20 protein-coding genes are annotated in these 23,645 nt (G+C 52.3%); 14 read left to right on the top strand and 6 right to left on the bottom strand.

Features of this window, described 5'->3' with window-relative positions; translation table 11 throughout:
• Positions 1–386: 386 nt before the first annotated feature.
• On the top strand, positions 387–509 hold the full coding sequence (locus NA986_RS00130) for a membrane protein (protein WP_001519564.1): 123 nt from the start codon (positions 387–389) through the stop codon (positions 507–509).
• Position 510: 1 nt separating this feature from the next.
• Positions 511–1,176, top strand: a complete 666-nt coding sequence (locus NA986_RS00135) for a GNVR domain-containing protein (RefSeq protein WP_023216657.1) — start codon at positions 511–513, stop codon at positions 1,174–1,176.
• A 64-nt stretch (positions 1,177–1,240) separates the two neighbouring features.
• Here the strand turns inward: NA986_RS00135 and setB are convergent, their stop codons facing one another.
• Positions 1,241–2,422: a sugar efflux transporter SetB gene (setB, locus tag NA986_RS00140; RefSeq protein ID WP_000551926.1), complete on the bottom strand. Its 1,182-nt coding sequence runs from the start codon at positions 2,420–2,422 to the stop codon at positions 1,241–1,243.
• A 369-nt stretch (positions 2,423–2,791) separates the two neighbouring features.
• Here setB and fruB point away from each other — a divergent pair, with 369 nt between their 5' ends.
• Genes fruB through fruA form a run of 3 tightly spaced genes read left to right on the top strand, consistent with a single transcriptional unit; the run spans position 2,792 to position 6,565 of the window.
• Entirely contained in the window at positions 2,792–3,922 is a 1,131-nt protein-coding gene (gene fruB / locus NA986_RS00145; protein WP_000487280.1) for a fused PTS fructose transporter subunit IIA/HPr protein, read from the top strand.
• On the top strand, positions 3,922–4,860 hold the full coding sequence (fruK, locus tag NA986_RS00150; protein ID WP_000091249.1) for a 1-phosphofructokinase: 939 nt from the start codon (positions 3,922–3,924) through the stop codon (positions 4,858–4,860). The genes fruB and fruK overlap by 1 nt, the downstream gene beginning before the upstream one ends.
• Before the next feature lie 16 nt (positions 4,861–4,876).
• Complete coding sequence (fruA, locus tag NA986_RS00155) at positions 4,877–6,565, top strand: PTS fructose transporter subunit IIBC (protein ID WP_000854408.1); 1,689 nt, start codon at positions 4,877–4,879, stop codon at positions 6,563–6,565.
• Between the two features lie 64 nt (positions 6,566–6,629).
• Here the strand turns inward: fruA and nfo are convergent, their stop codons facing one another.
• Complete coding sequence (gene nfo / locus NA986_RS00160; protein ID WP_000873912.1) at positions 6,630–7,487, bottom strand: deoxyribonuclease IV; 858 nt, start codon at positions 7,485–7,487, stop codon at positions 6,630–6,632.
• A gap of 78 nt (positions 7,488–7,565) precedes the next feature.
• Positions 7,566–8,615, bottom strand: a complete 1,050-nt coding sequence (locus tag NA986_RS00165) for a YeiH family protein (protein WP_000137966.1) — start codon at positions 8,613–8,615, stop codon at positions 7,566–7,568.
• A 120-nt stretch (positions 8,616–8,735) separates the two neighbouring features.
• On the opposite strand from NA986_RS00165, the gene yieE reads away from it, so the two are divergent.
• The 3 genes from yieE (at position 8,736) to cirA (ending at position 13,595) form a co-directional block, all read left to right on the top strand.
• The gene (gene yieE / locus NA986_RS00170) at positions 8,736–9,599 is read left to right on the top strand and encodes a DNA-binding transcriptional regulator YeiE (RefSeq protein ID WP_000548316.1); all 864 of its coding nucleotides are present in this window, start codon (positions 8,736–8,738) and stop codon (positions 9,597–9,599) included.
• 189 nt (positions 9,600–9,788) lie between these two features.
• A complete protein-coding gene (gene lysP, locus NA986_RS00175) occupies positions 9,789–11,258 on the top strand; it encodes a lysine-specific permease (protein ID WP_000534999.1) in 1,470 nt (489 codons plus the stop codon).
• A 345-nt stretch (positions 11,259–11,603) separates the two neighbouring features.
• A complete protein-coding gene (gene cirA, locus NA986_RS00180) occupies positions 11,604–13,595 on the top strand; it encodes a catecholate siderophore receptor CirA (RefSeq protein ID WP_023216886.1) in 1,992 nt (663 codons plus the stop codon).
• A gap of 43 nt (positions 13,596–13,638) precedes the next feature.
• Here the strand turns inward: cirA and NA986_RS00185 are convergent, their stop codons facing one another.
• Positions 13,639–14,961 (bottom strand): MFS transporter, encoded by a 1,323-nt coding sequence (locus NA986_RS00185; RefSeq protein ID WP_000023806.1) that lies wholly within the window; start codon positions 14,959–14,961, stop codon positions 13,639–13,641.
• Positions 14,962–14,993: 32 nt separating this feature from the next.
• Complete coding sequence (serB, locus tag NA986_RS00190) at positions 14,994–15,881, bottom strand: phosphoserine phosphatase SerB (protein WP_070794477.1); 888 nt, start codon at positions 15,879–15,881, stop codon at positions 14,994–14,996.
• Between the two features lie 216 nt (positions 15,882–16,097).
• Between serB and NA986_RS00195 the strand changes: the two genes are divergently transcribed.
• Both NA986_RS00195 and NA986_RS00200 read left to right on the top strand, forming a co-directional pair.
• Positions 16,098–17,465 (top strand): L-serine ammonia-lyase, encoded by a 1,368-nt coding sequence (locus tag NA986_RS00195; protein ID WP_020899017.1) that lies wholly within the window; start codon positions 16,098–16,100, stop codon positions 17,463–17,465.
• Between the two features lie 4 nt (positions 17,466–17,469).
• Positions 17,470–17,859 (top strand): helix-turn-helix domain-containing protein, encoded by a 390-nt coding sequence (locus tag NA986_RS00200; protein ID WP_000876817.1) that lies wholly within the window; start codon positions 17,470–17,472, stop codon positions 17,857–17,859.
• Here NA986_RS00200 and fghA read toward each other — a convergent pair.
• On the bottom strand, positions 17,848–18,705 hold the full coding sequence (gene fghA / locus NA986_RS00205; protein ID WP_000425488.1) for an S-formylglutathione hydrolase: 858 nt from the start codon (positions 18,703–18,705) through the stop codon (positions 17,848–17,850). The two genes, NA986_RS00200 and fghA, sit on opposite strands and share 12 nt — an antisense overlap.
• Positions 18,706–19,034: 329 nt before the next feature.
• Here fghA and folE point away from each other — a divergent pair, with 329 nt between their 5' ends.
• The 4 genes from folE to mglB all read left to right on the top strand — a co-directional run bounded on the left by folE (position 19,035) and on the right by mglB (position 23,529).
• Complete coding sequence (gene folE, locus NA986_RS00210; protein WP_001139611.1) at positions 19,035–19,703, top strand: GTP cyclohydrolase I FolE; 669 nt, start codon at positions 19,035–19,037, stop codon at positions 19,701–19,703.
• A gap of 14 nt (positions 19,704–19,717) precedes the next feature.
• A complete protein-coding gene (gene yeiB / locus NA986_RS00215; protein ID WP_001619000.1) occupies positions 19,718–20,860 on the top strand; it encodes a DUF418 domain-containing protein YeiB in 1,143 nt (380 codons plus the stop codon).
• Between the two features lie 149 nt (positions 20,861–21,009).
• Positions 21,010–22,032, top strand: a complete 1,023-nt coding sequence (galS, locus tag NA986_RS00220; RefSeq protein WP_000628631.1) for an HTH-type transcriptional regulator GalS — start codon at positions 21,010–21,012, stop codon at positions 22,030–22,032.
• A 498-nt stretch (positions 22,033–22,530) separates the two neighbouring features.
• Positions 22,531–23,529 carry a galactose/glucose ABC transporter substrate-binding protein MglB gene (mglB, locus tag NA986_RS00225; RefSeq protein WP_001036937.1) on the top strand — a complete coding sequence of 333 codons (999 nt, stop codon included), beginning with the start codon at positions 22,531–22,533 and terminating at the stop codon, positions 23,527–23,529.
• The last annotated feature ends 116 nt before the right edge of the window (positions 23,530–23,645 follow it).

Raw genomic sequence — 23,645 nt, forward strand, 5'->3', positions numbered from 1 at the left:
CTAAGCCGTTTTTGATAAACGTGCAGGGGCTTACGTTATATCCCGAAATAGTCTGCAAAAGCTGCGCCTCAAATTACCTCCTTTTACCATTAAATAGCGTAATACATGATTCCCTTATTTCGTGGCTTCTGAAGCGGTAGATGTCGCCGCTCAACCCCGTTGGTGCCTGAACGTGTACCGAATGAACCGTCACATAAAACAAAAACGATCAATTTTATTTATATGATAGTTTTTATCTATTAAAAAGAGGAATTTTGATCGATTTTAATTATTTGTAACGATCGATATCATGAATTTGATAGTTTATATCTATCATTGATGTATTTACCGATCGATATAACCAGTGTGAATGTATTGTTATTTTCCTTTAAAATACTCGAATTCTTATGTGTGGGTTTTATCTTATGAAGAAATATACGTTCGCAGCCAGGGCGTTTATTTTTACGCTGGTGTTGCTTTTTGTTATTTCAGTATTCGGGTTGACTATTAGCGTTTTAAAAGGGATGTGAAATGCGGGGAGAAAATAGTGAAATTGATTTAGTCGACGTTTCCTTATTCCTTATAAGAAAATGGCTAAGTATCGTGATCGTTACCTTTATTTTTGTCGCCATTGGCTATGTTTTTGTGAGCGTGCAGCATGATACAAAGGTTGTGAGTATTACGATCAAACCTAATCTGGATACGCCTGCTACCTATGCGTTATGTGGCTATACTAATGATATTCAATGTAAAACAACGGTTATCCTTAACCAGTTTAGCCGTTTCTTGCCTGCGGAATATAAAAATAAAATAAGTTTTGACGCGAAAAAACAGCTTGTCCTTTTTAAGGCGCAGGGGAGGGAAGAAAGCGTCAATAATATTATTTCCACCCTGAAAAATAGTGTCGATAAAATGGCAGCATGGTATATCGATGACGGTGACATTAAACGTTATAGCGTGCATAAAAATATGTTACAAACGGAAACATATGCAAAGCTATCATTGTTGTCGGAGGCGGTTAAAAATAATGCTAACATTGAAGTGATAGATGTTGCTGTTACACCAAAATATAAGATGCGGCTGGTGTTGGTCCTTTGCGGGCTGATGGGCGTAATTTTCTCAATAACCGGTCTTTTATGTAGGAGGGCGCTAACAGAATATCGTATTGAGAAAAAGACAATGAATGACCGCGCATGAACATTGCGCAGAGGTAAACTCTGCGCTGAAATGTGTCGAAGAGTAAAAGTATCAGGCTTGCAAGTTAAACATCTTTAATACGCGCCAGGCAGAACATGGTGGCGACAATCATAACTAACGCAAACCAGAAGACCGCATGATAATTCCAGATTTCTGCGGCGATTCCCGCCAACGAACCGGCAATGATCCAGCCGACGCGAATGGTATTGGTATACAGCGTGGTGGCTGAACCCGCCTGGCCTGGCATGAGATCCTGAAAATAGAGCATGCCAATCCCGCCAAGAATGCCGATGTAAATCGCGTTCAGCAACTGCAAGCCGAGCAACGTCGCCGGTGCGTGCGCCAGCAACATCCCCGCATAAAAGCACAGTCCGGCGACAACGGCGATGCACATTAACAGGCGTTTTCCCAACCGTTTGGCGAAGTAACCTGCAATCAGCATTGTGGGAATCTCCAGCCCGGCGGCGGTGCCCATCATCACGCCTGCAAGTTTTTCCGGAAGATGCAGCTCATTGATGATAAACAGCGGCATATTAATGATATACAGGCTGTTAGTTCCCCACATTAACGTACAGATGACAAACAGCAACAGCGTATCGCGGCGATTACGACGCGGTGCTTCCAGCGTGCCGGTCGCCAGCGGCGCATCTTTGCGCATTGACGGTAAAAAGAACCACACTATGACGCCGCAGACGATAAAAGCTACCGCCGCGCTCAAATACATCACCGTAAAGCTAAAACCCATCGCCAGCGCATAGGCCAGCGGCGGCCCAATGACCCAGGCCAATGAGACCTGGGCGCGGAGGATTGAGCTGAACATCACCGCTTCACGACCTGTACGATCGGCATGTTCACGGGCGAGCGCAAACATCTGCGGGTTGGCGGTAGAGCCGAAGCTACTGAGAAAGACGCCGATAAACAGCAAAATAAAGTAGTTGCGGTTCCAGGCAAACAGCACGCAGGCCAACATGCCCAGCACGCAACAGAAAACGATCAGTTTTTTGCGATCGCCTTTTTTATCTGAGCGACCCGCCAGAAACTGGCTCACGATAATGCCGATAACCGCGCTGCCGGTAAAAAAGAATCCCACCATGCCGGGACGGGCGTGAACCTCATCCGTCAGAAAAATACTGAGCGTCGGCGCCTGTAGCGCACCGGCAATACCGGTGAGAAAAGCGACGATCAAAAAGGCGGTAGACGCCAGGTCAAACGATTTAGGCGCAGCGGCGGCGGGACTGTTGTGCATGTTTCTATATCAGTGGTGTGAAGAGAGGCGGAGTTTACGCTGCCCGTCAGAAAATAAACAGGCGTCTGAATCAAAATCGACACGAAAAATCAAAATAGCATTCCAGTTTGTTACCAGGGGGGTGCTGACGCAAGCTGAAAGAAAAAAGCTGAAGCCTTTTATGCGTCAGCTATTGAGGGTCTGTTGGAGAAAAAATGTGCTTCACCTCAAAAAATTGCTACAAAACCGGTAACTTTTCTTGCGTGCTGAAGCAGAAAGATCCAGACTTCTTGAAACGTTTCAGCGCGATCTGGTTTTTTTGATAACTCAGATTGGCGCTTTTTTTCTCATAGTGGCTGAATCGTTTCAATTCAGCAGGAGAGGAGACACATGTTCCAGTTATCGGTTCAGGACATTCATCCGGGCGAGCAGGCCGGAAATAAAGAAGAGGCCATTCGGCAAATCGCCGCCGCGTTAGCGCAGGCGGGGAATGTGGCGGGCGGCTATGTTGACGGTATGCTGGCGCGCGAACAGCAAACCTCGACCTTTCTTGGCAATGGTATTGCGATTCCCCATGGCACAACAGACACGCGCGATCAGGTGCTGAAAACCGGCGTCCAGGTCTTTCAATTTCCGCAGGGCGTTATCTGGGGAGAAGGCCAGGTCGCCTACGTGGCGATTGGTATTGCCGCCAGTTCGGACGAACACCTCGGCCTGCTGCGTCAGCTGACGCATGTGCTGAGCGATGACTCCGTGGCTGAACAGCTGAAATCCGCGACAACGGCGGAAGAGCTGCGCGCATTGCTGATGGGCGAGAAGCAAAGTGAACAATTAAAACTTGATAACGAGACGATGACGCTGGATGTCATCGCCAGCTCGCTGGTCACATTGCAGGCGCTAAATGCGGCGCGTCTGAAAGAGGCGGGAGCGGTTGATGCGGCGTTCGTCGCAAAAACGATTAACGATAGTCCGATGAATCTGGGACAAGGCATCTGGCTGAACGACAGCGCGGAAGGCAATTTGCGCAGCGCTGTTGCGGTAAGCCGTGCGACCCAGGCGTTTGACGTAGAGGGTGAAAAAGCAGCCTTATTAGTCACTGTCGCGATGAACGATGAGCAGCCGATTGCCGTGCTAAAACGCCTCGGCGACCTGTTGCTGAACAATAAAGCCGATCGTCTGCTGAGCGCCGACGCCGCGACGCTGCTGGCGTTGCTGACCAGTGATGATGCGCTGACGGATGACGTACTGAGCGCGGAATTTGTAGTGCGTAATGAGCATGGTCTCCATGCCCGTCCGGGCACCATGCTGGTGAATACGATTAAACAATTCAACAGTGAAATTACCGTGACAAACCTTGATGGAACCGGCAAACCGGCAAACGGACGTAGTCTGATGAAAGTGGTGGCATTAGGCGTGAAGAAAGGCCATCGTCTGCGCTTTACCGCGCAGGGTGAAGATGCTGAACAGGCGCTGAAAGCGATTGGCGATGCGATCGCCGCCGGTCTCGGGGAGGGCGCATAATGAGCAGGCGTGTCGCCACCATTACCCTTAATCCGGCTTATGATCTGGTTGGGTTTTGCCCTGAAATCGAACGCGGCGAAGTGAACCTGGTGAAAACCACGGGTCTGCACGCGGCGGGCAAAGGCATTAACGTTGCCAAGGTGCTGAAAGACTTAGGCATCGACGTCACCGTCGGCGGTTTTCTCGGTAAAGATAACCAGGACGGTTTTCAGCAATTGTTCAGCGAACTGGGCATCGCTAACCGCTTTCAGGTGGTTCAGGGCCGGACCCGCATCAACGTGAAGCTGACGGAAAAAGATGGCGAAGTGACCGACTTCAACTTTTCCGGCTTTGACGTGACCCCCGCAGACTGGGAACGCTTTGTTAACGACTCCCTGAGCTGGCTGGGCCAGTTCGATATGGTCTGCGTCAGCGGTAGCTTACCGGCTGGCGTGAGTCCGGAAGCGTTCACCGACTGGATGACGCGTCTGCGCAGCCAGTGTCCATGCATTATCTTTGATAGTAGCCGTGAAGCGTTAGTCGCCGGTCTTAAAGCTGCGCCGTGGCTGGTGAAACCGAATCGCCGCGAACTGGAAATTTGGGCGGGTCGTAAGCTCCCGGAAATGAAAGATGTGATTGATGCGGCGCACGCGTTACGCGAACAGGGTATCGCCCATGTGGTGATTTCGCTGGGGGCGGAAGGCGCGCTGTGGGTTAACGCCTCAGGAGAATGGATCGCTAAACCACCGGCGGTTGACGTGGTAAGTACCGTCGGCGCAGGCGATTCCATGGTTGGCGGATTGATTTACGGCCTGCTGATGCGCGAGTCCAGCGAACATACGCTGCGTCTGGCGACGGCGGTTGCCGCGCTGGCGGTCAGCCAGAGCAATGTGGGTATTACCGATCGTCCTCAGTTGGCCGCAATGATGGCGCGTGTCGACTTACAACCGTTTAACTGACAGCAGGAGAGGCATAATGAAAACGCTGCTGATAATTGACGCTAATCTCGGCCAGGCTCGCGCTTACATGGCGAAAACCCTGCTTGGAGCGGCGGCGCATAAAGCAAATCTGGAAATTATCGACAATCCGAATGATGCTGAGCTGGCGATCGTGCTGGGCGAATCTCTGCCGAACGACAATGCTCTGAACGGCAAAAAGGTTTGGCTGGGGGATATTGGTCGCGCCGTCGCGCATCCGGAACTGTTTCTGAGTGAAGCCAAAAGCCATGCGACCCCTTACAGCGCCCCTGCTGCGGCTGCTCCTGCGGCGAGCGGCGGTCCGAAACGCGTGGTCGCGGTAACGGCCTGCCCGACCGGCGTCGCCCATACTTTTATGGCGGCTGAAGCCATTGAAACAGAAGCGAAAAAACGCGGCTGGTGGGTAAAAGTCGAAACGCGCGGCTCCGTGGGGGCCGGCAATGCCATCACCCCGGAAGAGGTGGCGGAAGCGGATTTAGTGATTGTGGCGGCGGATATCGAAGTGGATCTGGCGAAGTTTGCCGGTCTCCCGATGTACCGCACGTCGACCGGCCTGGCGCTGAAAAAGACGGCGCAGGAGCTGGATAAAGCCGTAGCGGAAGCGACGCCGTATCAACCGGCGGGTAAGGCATCGCAAGCGGCGACCGAAGGGAAGAAAGAGAGCGCTGGCGCATACCGGCATCTGTTGACGGGCGTTTCTTACATGCTGCCTATGGTGGTTGCCGGGGGACTGTGTATTGCGCTTTCCTTCGCCTTTGGTATTGAAGCCTTTAAGGTGCCGGACACGCTGGCGGCGGCGCTGATGCAGATTGGCGGCGGTTCGGCGTTTGCGCTGATGGTGCCGGTACTGGCGGGTTATATCGCTTTCTCCATCGCGGATCGCCCAGGCCTTACGCCAGGTCTGATTGGCGGTATGCTGGCGGTTAGCACCGGTTCCGGTTTTATCGGCGGGATCATTGCCGGCTTCCTTGCCGGGTATATGGCGAAGCTTATCAGTACCAAACTGAAACTTCCGCAAAGTATGGAAGCGCTGAAGCCAATCCTGATCATCCCGTTAATTTCCAGTCTGGTGGTGGGGCTGGCGATGATTTACCTGATCGGTAAACCGGTTGCCGGGATTCTGGAAGGGCTCACCCACTGGCTGCAAACCATGGGGACGGCAAACGCGGTACTGTTGGGCGCGATTCTCGGCGGGATGATGTGTACCGACATGGGCGGCCCGGTGAACAAAGCGGCGTATGCGTTTGGCGTTGGTCTGCTGAGTACGCAAACTTACGCGCCGATGGCGGCGATCATGGCCGCAGGTATGGTACCGCCGTTAGCGCTGGGTCTGGCAACGATGGTGGCGCGTCGTAAGTTCGACAAAGCGCAGCAGGAAGGCGGTAAAGCGGCGTTGGTGCTGGGGCTGTGCTTTATCACTGAAGGCGCTATTCCGTTTGCGGCACGCGACCCGATGCGTGTACTGCCGTGCTGTATCGTTGGCGGCGCGTTGACCGGGGCCATTTCTATGGCGGTAGGCGCAAAATTGATGGCGCCGCATGGCGGTCTGTTTGTTCTGCTTATCCCAGGCGCAATTACGCCGGTATTGGGATACCTGCTGGCAATTGTGGCCGGTACGCTGGTGGCAGGGCTGGCTTATGCCGTCCTGAAACGTCCGGAGACGGAAGTCGCGGCAAAAGCGGCATAAGAGAAACACGCTAAAAAAGGCAGAGCGCGCTCTGCCTTTTTTATTACCTGAAGAACATTGAGCGTCAGGCCACCGCTTCGGCAATTTGCTGGGCTTTTAACCACGCAATCTCTTCCGCCCAGATATCAGGATTAATGGTCTCCAGTATCAGCGGAATACCGTCAAAACGCGCATCCTGCATAATCCAACGAAACGCATCGTGGCCGATATTGCCTTCACCCAGACTGTGATGGCGGTCAACGCGGCTACCGAAGGCGCTTTTGGCGTCGTTAAGGTGCATTCCGCGCAAATACTGAAATCCGACAATTTTCCCGAATCCGGCGAACGTTTTTTCGCACGCCTCTGGCGTACGCAGATCGTATCCGGCGGCAAAGGCATGGCAGGTATCGATACAGACGCCAACGCGCGACTTATCTTCCACGCCGTCGATGATGGCGGCTAACTGTTCAAACTCAAACCCCAGATTACTGCCCTGACCGGCTGTATTTTCGATAACCGCCGTAACGCCCTCGGTCTGCGCGAGGGCAATATTGATGGATTCCGCGATCCGCGCCAGGCAATCCTCCTGTGCAATCTGCATCAGATGGCTACCGGGATGAAAATTAAGCAAGGTTAAGCCGAGTTGTTCACAGCGCTGCATTTCATCGAGAAAGGCATCGCGTGATTTTTCCAGCGCTTCACTGACCGGATGGCCCAGATTAATCAGGTAACTATCGTGGGGAAGAATTTGCGCCGCCGAGAAATGATACTTTTCACAGGCGATTTTAAAGTCATCAATGACTTGGGGAGTAAGGGGGGCGGCACGCCACTGACGCTGGTTTTTTGTGAAAAGCGCAAAGGCCGTTGCGCCAATTTCAGCCGCGCGGGCAGGGGCGTTAGCCAGACCGCCAGCAGCGCTGACGTGCGCTCCGATGTATTTCATAAAAGACTCCTGTTAAACCCGCTAACGGTTCATTACGAACGCTATGATAACGGGTTAACAGGCGTGAAACGTAATAATTTATGCGATAAGGCTATGGATTAGGACGTTAATGGCGCCACCGCCAATAATCAGCCAGGCGAATAATGCCAGCGCCATCAGCAGCGGTTTCGCCCCCGCTTTTTTCAATGCGCTAACGTGAGTGGTCAGACCCAACGCCGCCATTGCCATCGCCAGCAGCACCGTGTCCAGCGTCACCAGCATATCCACCACGGCTTTCGGCAGCAGGTGGAAAGAGTTGAAGATCGCCACTACGATGAAGAAAATAGCAAACCACGGAATGGTAATTTTGCTTTTTTCCGCGCCGGTCGCCGGTGAAAGCTGTTTAACGCGCGCCGCCAGAATGATCAGGAACGGCGCCAGCATCATGACACGCAGCATCTTAGCGATAACTGCCGCATTTTCCGCATCCGGGCTAACGGCGTGACCCGCTGCGACCACTTGCGCGACTTCATGCATGGTTGAGCCGATATAGATGCCGTAAGTTTCCGGGCTGAACCAGTGCGCCAGCAGCGGATACATTGCCGGGTAAAGGAAAATAGCGATGGTGCCGAAAATAACGACAGTCGCGACGGCTACAGTAACCTTACTGGCTTCCGCTTTTACCACCGGTTCTGTCGCCAGTACCGCCGCCGCGCCGCAGATACTGCTACCGGCGCCAATCAGCCAGCTGGTGTGCCTGTCCAGACCAAAGACTTTTTGGCCTAAGAAGCAGGCCAGCATGAACGTGCTGGAAAGCGTTAATACGTCAATCACAATACCGCTAATGCCCACATCGGCGATTTGTGAAAAGGTAAGGCGGAAGCCGTAAAGGATAATCCCTAAACGCAGCAGATGTTGTTTTGCAAACAGCACGCCGCCGTCGCATTGTTTCCATATTTGTGGATAGACGGTATTCCCGATAACCATACCCAGCAGGATAGCCAGGGTCAGGGCGCTGAACCCCGCGCCTGCAACGGCAGGGATAGCGCCGCCCCACAGGGCGACTCCTGTAATGACGGCGCTCAGAGCGAGCCCCGGTATAAAATGCCACATTGTACGACGATGATTCTGCAAGGTGAGTTCTGTCATAACCTTCTCCTGTATATGGACAATAAGGTTACGGTGATCTGGTTTAAAAATAAAATTGATTATATATTTATAATTAATCTTTATAAGTGGTAAGTGAAACGCTATCGGTGGGATACGACTATGCATATTACGCTACGACAACTTGAAGTGTTTGCTGAAGTACTGAAAAGCGGTTCAACAACCCAGGCGTCGGTCATGCTGTCATTATCGCAGTCCGCCGTTAGCGCCGCGCTCACCGATCTGGAAGGTCAGCTCGGCGTACAGTTGTTTGATCGGGTGGGGAAACGGCTGGTGGTCAACGAACATGGGCGCTTGTTATATCCGCGCGCGCTGGCATTGCTGGAGCAAGCGGTAGAAATTGAGCAGCTATTTCGTGAAGATAACGGCGCGATACGGGTTTATGCCAGTAGCACCATCGGCAATTACATTTTACCCGCCATGATTGCCCGCTATCGCCAGCATTATCCGGCCTTACCGCTGGAACTCAGCGTGGGAAACAGCCAGGACGTGATTAACGCGGTGCTGGATTTTCGGGTTGATATCGGCCTGATTGAAGGACCATGTCACAGTACAGAGATTATCTCTGAGCCGTGGCTGGAAGATGAGCTGGTGGTCTTTGCCGCGCCGTCCTCGCCGCTGACGCAGGGGCCGGTGACGCTGGAACAGCTTGCGGCATCCCCATGGATTTTACGCGAGCGCGGTTCCGGTACGCGGGAAATTGTCGATTATTTGCTGTTGTCGCATTTGCCGCGCTTTCATATGGCGATGGAGTTGGGGAATTCAGAAGCGATCAAACATGCGGTGCGTCATGGACTGGGGATAAGCTGTTTATCGCGCCGGGTGATTGCTGAACAACTTCAGGCGGGAACCCTGGGCGAAGTCGCGGTGCCGTTACCGCGCCTGGTGCGCACGTTGTGGCGTGTTCATCATCGGCAGAAACATCTTTCTAACGCGTTGCAGCGTTTTTTGAGTTACTGTGAATAAAGGTGAAGAGGAGGGCTGCCCGGGCGGCATCGCCATTTTTAGTATCCGCTTACGTATACGTTATTCTCTGCTTTACTTATAATCCGTGGCCGGTCATGAAGGTCTCTTATAACCGCGCATTTGTGTCGGAAGGATAGTATTTCGTCTGTTACAATCGCGCCTCATTTTTTGGATGGATAGCATTTTCACATGGGTTCCAAAACTAAAACCACAGAAGCGCCCGCGCTACGTCGCGAATTAAAGGCGCGTCACCTGACGATGATTGCCATTGGCGGCTCCATCGGGACAGGTCTTTTCGTTGCATCTGGTGCGACAATTTCTCAGGCGGGGCCAGGCGGCGCGCTGTTTTCTTATATTCTGATTGGTTTGATGGTCTACTTCCTGATGACCAGTCTTGGCGAGCTGGCGGCCTATATGCCGGTATCTGGCTCGTTTGCGACATATGGTCAAAACTATGTGGAAGAAGGCTTTGGTTTCGCGCTGGGCTGGAACTACTGGTACAACTGGGCGGTGACTATCGCTGTTGACCTGGTTGCCGCACAATTGGTGATGGGCTGGTGGTTCCCGGACACGCCGGGCTGGATCTGGAGCGCGCTATTCCTCTGCGTCATTTTCTTGCTGAACTACATTTCTGTACGCGGTTTTGGCGAGGCGGAGTACTGGTTCTCGTTAATTAAAGTCGCGACCGTTATTATCTTCATCATCGTTGGCGTAGCGATGATTATCGGCATCTTTAAAGGTGTCGAGCCGGTCGGCTGGAGCAACTGGACGACGGGCGATGCGCCTTTCGCTGGCGGTTTTGCGGCAATGATTGGCGTCGCGATGATCGTGGGCTTCTCTTTCCAGGGAACTGAGCTGATTGGTATTGCCGCCGGGGAATCTGAAAACCCGGAGAAGAATATTCCGCGCGCGGTGCGTCAGGTGTTCTGGCGTATTCTGCTGTTTTATGTTTTCGCGATTTTGATTATCAGCCTGATCATTCCTTATACCGATCCAAACCTGCTGCGTAACGACGTCAAAGACATTAGCGTCAGTCCGTTTACCTTAGTGTTCCAGCATGCGGGCTTGTTGTCTGCGGCGGCGATAATGAATGCGGTTATCCTGACGGCGGTACTGTCTGCGGGTAACTCCGGGATGTATGCCTCGACCCGTATGCTCTACACCCTGGCCTGTGACGGTAAGGCCCCGCGTATTTTTGCGAAATTGTCCCGCGGCGGCGTACCGCGCAATGCGCTTTATGCCACCACCGTGATTGCCGGTCTTTGCTTTTTGACCTCAATGTTCGGCAACCAGACGGTCTATCTGTGGCTGTTGAACACCTCCGGTATGACGGGCTTCATCGCCTGGCTGGGGATTGCCATTAGCCATTATCGCTTCCGTCGCGGTTACGTGATACAAGGGTATGATGTGAATGATTTGCCGTACCGTTCCGGGTTCTTCCCGCTGGGGCCGATTTTCGCCTTTGTACTGTGCCTGATTATTACGTTGGGGCAGAACTATGAAGCGTTCCTGAAAGATACCATCGACTGGGGCGGTGTCGCGGCGACCTATATCGGTATTCCGCTGTTCCTGCTTATCTGGTTCGGCTACAAGCTGATAAAAGGTACGCATTTCGTGCGCTATAGCGAAATGCACTTCCCGGAACGCGTTAAAAAGTAACGTAGTATTCTCGTCATAGGCCGGATAAGGCTTTATGCCGCCATCCGGCACGGACTGCCTGAACCTGACCCTTCTAACCCTCTCATTCGAGAGGGTTTTTTGTTTTTTCTTTATGATTGGTTCAAATGACATAATTATTAACAATTAAATTGATAATTATTATCGTTTGCTTTATCGTTACGATCGAAATCAGAAAGGATGAAGATTCGGGCGCGACCGTCACTCATGAGCCCGACTCGCCTGCATAAAAAGAGTTCGCCGTGATAACCGTTATCGCAGGCGAAACGTAATGCGTTGTGAGCGATAACCGATTTTTTTGTCGTATTTACCTCATGGAGAAATGGAATGTTTAGGTTTAACCCTTTCGTTCGGGTAGGGCTTTGTATGTCCGCAGTTACGTTGGCCTGGCCGGTTGCCGCGGCAACGGATGATGGTGAAACCATGGTCGTTACCGCGTCCGCCATCGAACAAAATCTGAAAGATGCGCCAGCAAGTATCAGCGTCATTACCCAGCAAGATTTACAGCGCAGGCCCGTGCAAAACCTGAAAGATGTCCTGAAAGAGGTGCCGGGCGTACAGCTCACTAACGAAGGGGATAACCGTAAAGGCGTGAGTATTCGTGGTCTGGACAGCAGTTATACGCTGATCCTGATCGACGGTAAGCGCGTTAACTCCCGTAACGCGGTCTTCCGCCATAATGATTTTGATCTGAACTGGATACCGGTTGACGCTATCGAACGCATTGAAGTGGTGCGTGGCCCCATGTCCTCGCTGTATGGCTCCGATGCGCTGGGCGGCGTGGTCAACATTATCACCAAAAAAATTGGTCAGAAATGGCACGGCAGCGTCACGGTTGACTCCACTATTCAGGAACATCGCGACCGTGGCGATACCTATAACGGTCAGTTCTTTACCAGCGGTCCGCTGATCGACGGCGTGCTGGGAATGAAAGCCTACGGTAGCCTGGCGAAACGCGAAAAAGACGAGCAGCAGAGTTCCGCCACCACCGCTACGGGTGAAACGCCGCGCATTGAAGGATTTACCAGCCGGGATGGAAACGTCGAGTTTGCCTGGACACCAAACGAAAATCATGACGTTACCGCAGGTTACGGTTTTGATCGCCAGGACCGGGACTCCGACTCGCTGGATAAAAACCGTCTGGAACGGCAAAACTATGCGTTGAGCCATAACGGACGTTGGGATCTCGGCAATAGTGAGCTCAAATTCTACGGCGAAAAAGTGGAAAACAAAAACCCCGGCAACAGTAGCCCTATCACGTCAGAAAGCAATTCGATTGACGGGAAATACGTTCTGCCGTTAGCGGCTGTCAACCAGTTCCTTACCTTCGGCGGCGAATGGCGTCACGATAAACTGAGCGATGCGGTGAACCTGACCGGCGGTTCCAGTACTAAAACCTCCGCCAGCCAGTATGCTCTGTTCCTTGAAGATGAGTGGCGCATCTTCGAACCGCTGGCGCTGACCACCGGTATTCGTATGGATGACCATGAAACCTATGGCGATCACTGGAGCCCGCGTGCTTATCTGGTTTATAACGCAACGGATACCCTGACGGTGAAAGGTGGGTGGGCCACGGCCTTTAAAGCGCCGTCGCTATTGCAATTAAGTCCGGACTGGGCGACCAACTCCTGCCGTGGCGGATGCCGCATTATCGGTAGCCCGGATCTGAAACCTGAAACCAGTGAAAGCTGGGAGCTCGGCCTTTATTACCGTGGCGAAGAAGGCATACTGGAGGGCGTGGAAGCGAGCGTTACCACGTTCCGTAACGATGTGGACAATCGCATCAGCATTAGTCGTACCCCTGACGTTAACGCCGCGCCCGGCTATTCCAACTTTGTCGGTTTCGAAACCAACAGTCGGGGACAGCGCGTTCCAGTCTTCCGTTATTACAACGTGAATAAAGCGCGTATTCAGGGCGTGGAAACCGAGTTGAAAGTTCCGTTTAACGAGGCGTGGAAACTGTCGTTGAATTACACCTATAACGACGGACGCGACGTCAGTAATGGCGGGAACAAGCCGCTTTCCGATCTGCCGTTCCACACCGCGAACGGTACGCTGGACTGGAAACCGGCGCAGCTCGAAGACTGGTCATTCTACGTATCAGGGAATTATACCGGGCGTAAGCGGGCCGACAGCGCAACGGCGAAAACGCCGGGCGGGTACGTGGTCTGGGATACCGGCGCGGCATGGCAGGCGACGAAAAACGTTAAACTGCGTGCGGGCGTTCTGAACGTGGGCGATAAAGATCTCAAACGCGACGACTACGGTTATACCGAAGACGGACGTCGTTACTTTATGGCGGTGGATTACCGTTTCTGACAGAGACTGGCGACAGCCGCGTTTTGCCGCTGTCGCCAGAATGTTATAACCGATGCAGCCTGGAGAGCAGCGCCAGCGACAGAGTCGTTAGCAGAATGGCGATTAGCGCATAGATATAAACGCCCGACCACGCCCAGCTATTTTTCACCATAATTACCGGCACACCGGCCATTGCCGCGCCGACATAGCTGAACAATCCCCGAAAGCCGGTAATCGATCCCGCCGCATCCTTATGGGTCACATCCAGACAGCCGACGGCAAAAAGCATATGCGGTCCGTATAAGGCGAAGCCCATGATGGTGAACAGAATTGCGGTGAGGGTGTAAGAGGTATCCTGAACCAGCGGCACCAGTACGATGCATATGCACAGCGCTAACGCGAAGATTAATCCGGTCATCCAGCGGTTACTTTTGAACATAAAGTCAGACAAGTAGCCTGCCAGCAACCCACCTGCCAGTCCGCCCGCCTCAAACCAGGAAATAATTGAGTTCGCTTTTATCAGGCTCCAGCCGTGAACCTGCGAATAGTAAATCTGCGGCCAGTCGTTAAGGATGGTGCGCGCAATATAAACCGACATATCACCGATAATAATGATCCATACCAGTGGATTGGTCAGGATATATTTCACAAAAATCTGCCAGAAGCTCAGGTTGACCGGGCTGGCCTTGACCTGGGCCAGTTCCGTCGGGTCGTTACGCCACTGCCCCACGTTGGGCAAACCTAACGTACCGGGACGATCTTTAATGGTAAATAGCGCCACTATCCCCATCAGCAGCGAAATAGCGCCGGGAACATAAAACCCCATTTTCCAGCTACCGCTAAAGGCGATAGCAAAGCTGGTCAGCAGCGGCGCGAGGCTGCCGCCGATATTGTGCGCCGCTTCAACGATAGCCCACCAGCGTCCCCGTTCGTTTTTCGAAAACCACGAGGCCATAATTTTCGCCATCGGCGGAAAGCTGGTGCCCTGTAAGATCGCGTTGAGACTGTACAGCACGTAGAATGCCGCCACGCTATCGGAAAAGCCGAACAGAATATTTACAATCCCCACGCCAATCAACACCGGGCCGGTCATGGCTTTCGGGTTAATTTTATCGACCAGCATCCCGCCGACAAACTTCATCGCGCCATAAAGAATGTAAAAAATGGAAGACATAATGGCGAAGTCTTCTGCGGTCAGCGACGTTTCCGTCAGCATGGCCGGCATCGCGGCGGAGAAGTTTTTACGGGTAAGATAAAAGACGGCATAAGAGATAAAAACCGAGGCGATAATCTCAAAACGAAATTTTTTATAGGTCTGGTCTATCTCTTTTTTCTCTTTTACAATCGGCTTATCGGGCTGGCTGAAAATAAATGTTTTTATACTCATTTTAAAATTCCCTTCCGGCGAGGTGAGTCGCGTTATAATTCATCTTCAATAAGAAAAAGAAGCAATTCGAAACCGTGATAATTAATCTGATGGTGGATTTTTTCCCGTACAACCGGCTTCGCTTTCCAGGCAATACCGGTGCCAGCATGTTCTAACATCGGCAGATCGTTGGCGCCATCGCCGCAGGCAATAATATTCTCCGTGGCAATATTTAACCGGGCAGCCAGGTCAACCAGCGTCTGTTTTTTGTTTGCGGCATTCATAATCGGCAAAGTAATGTTATCCGTCAGAACGTTATCGCGTATTTCAACCGTATTCGAAAAGGCATAATCCAGTTGATACCGTTCTTTTAGACGCTGGGTGAATATATCCAGTCCCCCGGAGATAATCGCGGTTTTAAATCCTTTGGCCTTAATGACTGGCAGAATAGTTAACAGGCCTGGCGAAAGGGTCATGCGATCGCATACGGCGTTCAGCACTGCTTTCGGTGTGCCTTTCAACATTCCGATACGTCGGGTAAAACTGGCGTTAAAATCAAGCTTGCCCTCCATCGCCTGTTGGGTAATGGCGGTGATTTGCGTCGACATGCCAAGCTCGAGGGCAATTTCATCCACGCCTTCTTCCGCAATAAATGTCGAGTCCATATCAAACGCGATAATACCGTTAGCAGGCAGTGGCTGCGGCTTAATAAAAAAATCAAACTGCCATTGCAATGAGAGTTCGCGTAAATAGCGATAAAATTCAGGCGTCAGACATTCCGCTGGCAGCGTAAGCTTTAAATAAGCGGTATTGATAAGCGCGGCATAACGTTTATCAAATAATAGCGGAAACGGCATGGTGACGGCATTAAATAACGTTTCCTGTAATTTTTTCTGAAACGTATCGATATCCTGTGTAGTAATAAAATAAATAATGCTCATATGATAACTCCCTTAATTTACGGGTATTATAATGGCTCTTTTGCGGCGTGGAATCTCGTGCTATCACAGATATCACAGCCAGAAAAGGGCTAAAAAAGCGTTGTTTTTGATACCAGGTAAAGTTCAGACACAAAAGGTATCACTTTTGATATGCCAACTGTGCGAGGATGTTATTTATTACTGAACGCGAATGAGACTGAAAGGATTGATATAACGATGGAGAGTTGCCTTGATATATTCAAAATAGTAATAGGTCCATCCAGCTCACGTACCGTAGGGCCGATGCGCGCCGCCTGTCATTTTATTTCATTGCTCAGAGAACAAGAGACGTTGCCGCTAATTCGGGAAATTGAAATCGAGCTGTATGGCGCGTTATCGTTAAGCCGCAAGTGCCACAATGTGGATACCGCCCTGTATCTTGGGCTGCTGGGTTGCCAGCCGGAGAATGTCGATCTCCGTTCGCATATGGCGGTGATTAAGCGTGCGGAAAATGAAAACAAAATCGAACTCCCGCTCTCTGACGCGGGCGGAATCACGATAAAAGTCAAGATTATCGCCAATCACCAGGCGCATCCAGGCCATCCTTATGCCATGACGTTTCGCGCCAGAGATGATTATTTCACGGTGTATGAAGAGACCTGGTTTTCGACCGGCGCCGGACAGGTTCGCAAACATGGCGAGCCGCTGACGCCATCGCTTCCTTTGCGTACAGTGTCGCCCTTTGAATTTAGTCATGCCGCGCAGTTGCTGGCGCTGTGCCGACGTAATGGCCTGTCCGTGGCGGCGCTGATGATGAAAAATGAGCTGTGCCGCCACTCGCCACAGACGTTGCAGCATTATCTGGCGCAAATATGGGACGTGATGCAGCAGGCGGTTTATCGCGGCCTGCATACTGAGGGGGTATTACCCGGTCCCTATCAGGTACCGCGGCGCGCCTGTGCGTTACATAAGACGTTACAGGCTAACCGTTCCGCCAGCGATTTTTTAACCGCGCTGAACTGGGTCAATGCCTTCGCGATTGCGGTAAGCGAAGAAAATGCCAGCGGCGGACAGATTGTTACCGCGCCAACCAATGGCGCGTGCGGCATCATTCCGGCAGCGCTCTGCTGGTATGATAAATTTGTCACGCCGCTGGAGCCCGGTGCTCTGACCCGTTTCTTCCTGACCGCCGCCGCTATCGCGATGTTGTTTAAACAAAACGCCTCTATTCTGGGATCTGAAGTTGGCTGTCAGGGGGAAATCGGCGTGGCGTGCTCAATGGCGGCGGCGGGCCTGGCTGAACTGATGGGCGCATCCGTGGAGCAAACGCTGAGCGCCGCTGAAATTGCCATGGAACATCATCTGGGATTGACCTGCGATCCGCTGGGCGGACAGGTACAAATTCCCTGCATAGAGAGAAACGCCATCTCTGCCGTGAAAGCGATAAACGCGGCGACGATGGCGATAAGCCGCGTAAGCGAACCCTGTATTTCGCTCGATGAGATCATTGCTGCGATGTACGAGACCGGTAAAGACATGAGCGCTAAATACCGTGAAACGTATCATGGTTCGCTGGGGAAAATTCAGCCGCGCAAGAGAGGGTAACAGCGTGAAATACAATACGATGAATAACGACGAGATTATCCTGTCGTTGTGCGCCCGCTTAAAGGAGACGCGTCTGTCTCTTTCGATGACCCAGCAGCAGCTTGCCGATCGCGCGCACGTTGGCATCGCTACCATCAAGCGTATCGAGAAGGGGGGAGGGCTCAATCTTGATACGCTAATTTCTCTCCTGCGGGCGCTGGATAAGTTGCATAATCTTGATGCGGTGCTGTTTGAATCCGAGCTGCGTAATTTTCACGAAAGTTATGAAGGCGGAGAGGGCAGCGGCCGCCTTCAGGTACGCCAGCAGGCCGCGGATTTAAATAATAAATCTTCCGCGCCGCAGTCGGAGGAGGTGAACTACAGCGCGGCGCTGGAAAATTCATTATGTTGGTGACGTCTCACGCTCGTCCCGTAAATACCGGGCATGAAAGCGCAGATGGTCCTCGATGAAGGACGCAATAAAATAATAGCTATGATCGTAGCCAGGCTGGATTCGTAGCGTCATCGGCCAGGCGGTTTGCCGCGCGGCTTCCGCCAGTACGGCGGGCTGAAGCTGATCGGCGAGGAATTGATCGCTGTCGCCCTGATCGATGAGCACAGGAATGGCGTCCTGCGGCTGGCTGGCCAGCATTAATTCGCAGCTATCCCACTCAGTCCAGGCTGATTCATCTTCGCCGAGATAAGCGGTAAGCGCTTTGATTCCCCACGGCACGCGGCTGGGGTTGACGATAGGCGCAAAAGCAGAGACGCTGGTGTATTTGCCCGGATTTTTCAGCGCCATGATTAATGCGCCGTGGCCGCCCATCGAGTGCCCGCTGATGGCGCAACGGTCGCTGACGTTAAACTGTGTCTGGATAAGCGCCGGAAGCTCATCGCGCAGGTAATCGTACATGCGATAATGGCTGGCCCAGGGCGGCTGTGTGGCATTGAGATAAAACCCGGCGCCGTGGCCTAAATCGTATCCGCTATCGTCGGCGACCTGTTCACCGCGTGGACTGGTATCCGGCATCACCAATACAATGCCCAGTTCTGCTGCGATACGCTGCGCGCCTGCTTTGGTAGTAAAATTCTCATCATTGCAGGTCAACCCGGACAACCAGTACAGTACCGGAGGCGGTTCATTATCCTGAGTCGGCGGAAGAAAAATGCTGAATGTCATGGCGCAGTTTAGCGTGGCGGCATGATGACGCCAGCGCTGCTGCCAGCCGCCAAAACATCGGTGCTCTTCGAGCATTTCCATGCGGGGGCTCCTTTTATGGTGAACCTGATAAGGTATGCAGATTCTTCATAATACAGATTATTCACCGCGTTGTGAGTAACTTTCACTTCCGTAATACATAAACATGCTTCATCATTTAAATAACGTTGCGTTAACAAATATGCCCTTTGTCCTGCCAGCATTCTCGCACCGGAAAAGATGTCATGAAAGGCAGCGACAATTTCAACAATTATGGGCGTGAATACTGGATTATGTGCGCTACCTCACGCACAATAATCACACTGTCACAATATTGACAAACTTTGCCCCATGCAGGGCAGAGGCGCCACACCTGCAGGAGAACACGATTAATGCCATCACTCAGTAAAGAAGCGGCCCTGGTTCATGACGCGCTGGTTGCCCGGGGGCTGGAAACGCCGCTGCGCCCGCCTATGGATGAACTGGATAATGAAACGCGAAAAAGCCTAATCGCAGGGCATATGACTGAGATTATGCAGTTGCTGAATCTCGATTTGAGCGATGACAGTCTGATGGAAACGCCGCATCGTATCGCTAAGATGTACGTTGACGAGATTTTCGCCGGCCTCGACTATGCCAATTTCCCGAAAATTACCCTCATTGAAAATAAAATGAAGGTGGATGAAATGGTCACCGTCCGCGATATCACGCTGACCAGCACCTGTGAACATCACTTCGTGACCATTGATGGCAAAGCGACCGTCGCGTATATCCCCAAAGATTCCGTGATCGGCCTGTCGAAAATTAACCGCATCGTGCAATTCTTCGCCCAGCGTCCGCAGGTTCAGGAACGTTTGACCCAACAAATTCTGACGGCGCTGCAAACCTTGCTCGGCACCAATAATGTAGCGGTATCGATTGATGCGGTGCATTACTGCGTGAAAGCGCGCGGTATTCGTGATGCAACCAGCGCCACGACGACGACGTCGCTGGGCGGATTGTTTAAGTCCAGCCAGAATACGCGCCAGGAGTTTCTGCGTGCCGTTCGCCATCATCCATGATTAAGGCGGAGACGATGGAACGTAATGTCACGCTGGATTTTGTACGTGGCGTCGCTATCCTCGGTATCCTGCTTCTTAACATTAGCGCCTTTGGATTGCCGAAGGCGGCTTATCTCAATCCCGCCTGGTACGGCGCGATCGTTCCCGAAGACGCCTGGTCCTGGGCGATTCTCGATATTGTGGCGCAGGCTAAGTTTCTTACGCTGTTCGCGTTGTTGTTTGGCGCGGGGCTACAAATGCTGCTTCCGCGTGGTAAACAGTGGATTCAGTCGCGCTTAACGCTATTGGTACTGTTAGGTTTTATCCATGCGTTATTCTTTTGGGACGGCGACATTCTGCTGGCCTACGGTCTGGTCGGGTTAATTTGCTGGCGACTGATACGCGATGCGCCTTCGGTAAAAAGCCTGTTCAATACCGGCATACTCCTTTATCTGGTAGGGATTGGCGTGCTACTGCTGCTGGGCGTGGTATCGAGTAGCGAAACCAGCCGCGCCTGGACGCCGGATGCGTCGGCAATATTGTATGAAAAATACTGGAAGCTGAACGGCGGCATGGAGGCTATCAGCAACCGGGCAGAGATGCTGTCGAATAGTTTACTGGCGCTCGGCGCGCAGTATGGCTGGCAACTGGCGGGTATGATGCTGCTGGGCGCCGCGCTAATGCGTAGCGGCTGGCTGAAAGGTCAGTACAGTCTGCGGCACTATCGCCGTACCGGGGCTCTGCTGGTGGCGTTAGGGCTACTGATCAACCTGCCTGCGGTCATTTTACAATGGCGGCTGGACTGGGCGTACCGCTGGTGCGCCTTTTTATTGCAGGCGCCGCGTGAACTGAGCGCGCCGTTGCAAACGCTGGGCTATGCCGCGCTGATGTTTGGCTTCTGGCCGCAGCTTAGCCGATGCAGACTGACGCTTGCCATTGCCTGCGTAGGGCGAATGGCGCTGACCAATTATTTGCTGCAGACGATCATCTGTACCACGCTGTTTTATCAGTTTGGCTTATTTATGAAATTCAATCGACTGGAACTCTTGTTCTTTGTCGTTCCGGTATGGGCAATAAACCTTCTCTTTTCCGTCATCTGGCTACGTTTCTGGCGACAGGGACCGGTCGAGTGGTTATGGCGTCAACTCACGTTGCGCGCGTCAGGATCGCTCAGATAACGATCTGGATCACATTCATTAACAAAATGGCTGTAACCGTTTCCATCCCTGTGATGTTTCTCACGCAGCCCTGGGCAGGGTGCTGACAAAATAGCCGCCTGCTAACGGGGCATTTGTGAGCATTTTTGAACTCAAACAGGGCAGTGAATATGATCACCATTCGTGATGTAGCGCGCCAGGCTGGCGTGTCTGTAGCGACCGTTTCCCGCGTACTGAATAACAGCGCGTTGGTTAGTCCCGACACCCGTGACGCCGTTATGCAGGCCGTCACCCTGCTGGGATATCGACCAAATGCGAATGCGCAAGCGCTGGCCACTCAGGTGAGCGATACCATCGGTGTCGTGGTCATGGATGTTTCCGATGCCTTTTTCGGCGCTCTGGTGAAAGCCGTAGATCTGGTCGCGCAGCAGCACCAGAAATATGTTCTCATTGGCAACAGTTATCATGAGGCGGAAAAAGAGCGCCATGCGATTGAAGTCTTGATCCGTCAGCGTTGTAACGCATTGATTGTTCACTCAAAAGCCTTAACCGATCGCGAGCTGAGCGACTTTATGGATCAGATCCCCGGTATGGTGCTGATTAACCGTATCGTGCCGGGTTATGCGCATCGTTGTGTCTGTCTCGACAATGTGAGCGGCGCCAGAATGGCGACCCGAATGTTGCTGAATAATGGACATCAACGCATCGGCTACCTGGCCTCCAGCCACCGTATTGAAGATGACGCGATGCGCAGAGAAGGGTGGTTACACGCGCTGCAAGAGCAGGGGATTGCTGCGTCGGAGAGCTGGATAGGCACCGGCACGCCGGACATGCAGGGCGGCGAGTCGGCAATGGTTGAGTTGCTGGGACGCAATCTGCAACTGACGGCGGTATTTGCCTATAACGATAACATGGCGGCGGGCGCGCTGACGGCGTTAAAAGACAACGGCATCGCCATTCCCTTGCATCTGTCTGTCATCGGTTTCGACGATATCCCTATTGCTCGTTATACCGATCCTCAGTTGACTACCGTGCGCTATCCTATTGCTTCTATGGCGAAAATCGCGACCGAGCTGGCGTTACAGGGGGCTGCAGGTACGCTGGATATCACGGCGACGCACTGCTTTATGCCGACCCTGGTGCGGCGCCATTCGGTGGCGTGGCGACAGAATGCGGTACTGATCACTAACTGATTACGCCCCGCATGTAACCGTTTTCAATCTGTGAGTAAATTCACAGTTTATTAACATTGTGATAGCTATGATGACAACGTTTGTCGCACTGTAACTAATGTGTAACAGTTAGTTGTCAGTTTTGCTGGGGTATTTCGCTTATAAAAACCGTTATCACAATATCCCGCGACTACCGGACAAAAATAAAGAGTTGAATAAGAGCTTATCCCATTAGGGCTATTTTACTTGCCATTTTGGACCTGGGCAGTGCTCGCCAAAACGCGTTAGCGTTTTGAACGCCGCTTGCGGCGGCCCGAAGGGCGAGCGTAGCGAGTCAAACCTCACGTACTACGTGTACGCTCCGGTTTTTGCGCGCTGTCCGTGTCCAAACTGGCTGCGCCAATAACGCCTGGTGGGATAGGCTCTAAATACGCTTCGGCGTTCAGTAACACGCGTTAACGTGCTGAACAGCCGGGCATTTTTTTACGCTATACCCTACATAATAAAACCGGAGCTACCATGAATAAGAAGGTACTGACCCTTTCTGCCGTGATGGCAAGTCTGTTATTCGGCGCGCACGCGCACGCGGCTGATACTCGTATTGGCGTGACGATTTATAAATATGACGATAACTTTATGTCCGTGGTGCGTAAGGCTATTGAAAAAGATGGCAAATCCGCGCCGGATGTTCAGCTACTGATGAATGACTCGCAAAACGATCAGTCCAAACAGAATGATCAAATTGACGTTTTATTGGCGAAAGGGGTTAAGGCTCTGGCGATTAACCTGGTCGACCCGGCAGCCGCCGGTACGGTGATTGAGAAAGCGCGCGGGCAAAATGTGCCGGTGGTGTTCTTTAACAAAGAGCCTTCCCGCAAAGCGCTGGACAGCTATGACAAGGCGTATTATGTCGGGACTGACTCTAAAGAATCCGGTGTGATTCAGGGCGACTTGATTGCCAAACACTGGCAGGCGAATCAGGGTTGGGATCTGAATAAAGACGGTAAAATTCAGTATGTTCTGCTGAAAGGCGAGCCGGGGCACCCGGATGCTGAAGCCCGTACGACGTATGTGGTGAAAGAGTTAAATGCTAAAGGTATTCAGACCGAGCAACTGGCGTTAGACACCGCCATGTGGGATACCGCGCAGGCAAAAGATAAGATGGATGCCTGGCTGTCTGGCCCGAACGCTAACAAGATTGAAGTGGTTATCGCGAATAACGATGCGATGGCGATGGGCGCGGTAGAGGCGCTGAAAGCGCATAATAAATCGTCGATTCCGGTCTTTGGCGTCGATGCGTTACCGGAAGCTCTGGCGTTGGTGAAATCGGGCGCGATGGCCGGTACGGTACTGAATGACGCCAACAATCAGGCGAAAGCGACATTCGATCTGGCGAAAAACCTCGCCGAAGGCAAGGGCGCGGCTGACGGCACCAACTGGAAGATTGAGAACAAAATCGTGCGCGTGCCTTATGTCGGCGTGGACAAAGACAATCTGAGCGAATTTACCCAAAAATAACTTTTCCGTCTGTGGGCGCAATTTTGTTGCGCCCTGAAACCGTGGAAGGGTGACGCGCCGCAGACCGGATAACGTATTTCTTTTGCCATCCGGCGCGGATAGTCATAATTAAAAAG

It is taken from the genome of Salmonella sp. NW177 (assembly GCF_051811585.1).
Lineage (GTDB): Bacteria > Pseudomonadota > Gammaproteobacteria > Enterobacterales > Enterobacteriaceae > Salmonella > Salmonella enterica.

Bases quoted from the DNA above. Each gene is read 5' to 3' on its own strand.
- lysP (WP_000534999.1), top strand. From the start codon at position 9,789: ATGGGTTCCAAAACTAAAACCACAGAAGCGCCCGCGCTACGTCGCGAA.
- NA986_RS00130 (WP_001519564.1), top strand. From the start codon at position 387: ATGTGTGGGTTTTATCTTATGAAGAAATATACGTTCGCAGCCAGGGCG.
- mglB (WP_001036937.1), top strand. From the start codon at position 22,531: ATGAATAAGAAGGTACTGACCCTTTCTGCCGTGATGGCAAGTCTGTTA.
- fghA (WP_000425488.1), bottom strand. From the start codon at position 18,705: ATGGAAATGCTCGAAGAGCACCGATGTTTTGGCGGCTGGCAGCAGCGC.
- cirA (WP_023216886.1), top strand. From the start codon at position 11,604: ATGTTTAGGTTTAACCCTTTCGTTCGGGTAGGGCTTTGTATGTCCGCA.
- NA986_RS00135 (WP_023216657.1), top strand. From the start codon at position 511: ATGCGGGGAGAAAATAGTGAAATTGATTTAGTCGACGTTTCCTTATTC.
- folE (WP_001139611.1), top strand. From the start codon at position 19,035: ATGCCATCACTCAGTAAAGAAGCGGCCCTGGTTCATGACGCGCTGGTT.
- fruK (WP_000091249.1), top strand. From the start codon at position 3,922: ATGAGCAGGCGTGTCGCCACCATTACCCTTAATCCGGCTTATGATCTG.
- setB (WP_000551926.1), bottom strand. From the start codon at position 2,422: ATGCACAACAGTCCCGCCGCCGCTGCGCCTAAATCGTTTGACCTGGCG.
- galS (WP_000628631.1), top strand. From the start codon at position 21,010: ATGATCACCATTCGTGATGTAGCGCGCCAGGCTGGCGTGTCTGTAGCG.
- serB (WP_070794477.1), bottom strand. From the start codon at position 15,881: ATGAGCATTATTTATTTTATTACTACACAGGATATCGATACGTTTCAG.
- yieE (WP_000548316.1), top strand. From the start codon at position 8,736: ATGCATATTACGCTACGACAACTTGAAGTGTTTGCTGAAGTACTGAAA.
- fruA (WP_000854408.1), top strand. From the start codon at position 4,877: ATGAAAACGCTGCTGATAATTGACGCTAATCTCGGCCAGGCTCGCGCT.
- NA986_RS00185 (WP_000023806.1), bottom strand. From the start codon at position 14,961: ATGAGTATAAAAACATTTATTTTCAGCCAGCCCGATAAGCCGATTGTA.
- NA986_RS00165 (WP_000137966.1), bottom strand. From the start codon at position 8,615: ATGACAGAACTCACCTTGCAGAATCATCGTCGTACAATGTGGCATTTT.
- yeiB (WP_001619000.1), top strand. From the start codon at position 19,718: ATGGAACGTAATGTCACGCTGGATTTTGTACGTGGCGTCGCTATCCTC.
- NA986_RS00195 (WP_020899017.1), top strand. From the start codon at position 16,098: ATGGAGAGTTGCCTTGATATATTCAAAATAGTAATAGGTCCATCCAGC.
- nfo (WP_000873912.1), bottom strand. From the start codon at position 7,487: ATGAAATACATCGGAGCGCACGTCAGCGCTGCTGGCGGTCTGGCTAAC.
- fruB (WP_000487280.1), top strand. From the start codon at position 2,792: ATGTTCCAGTTATCGGTTCAGGACATTCATCCGGGCGAGCAGGCCGGA.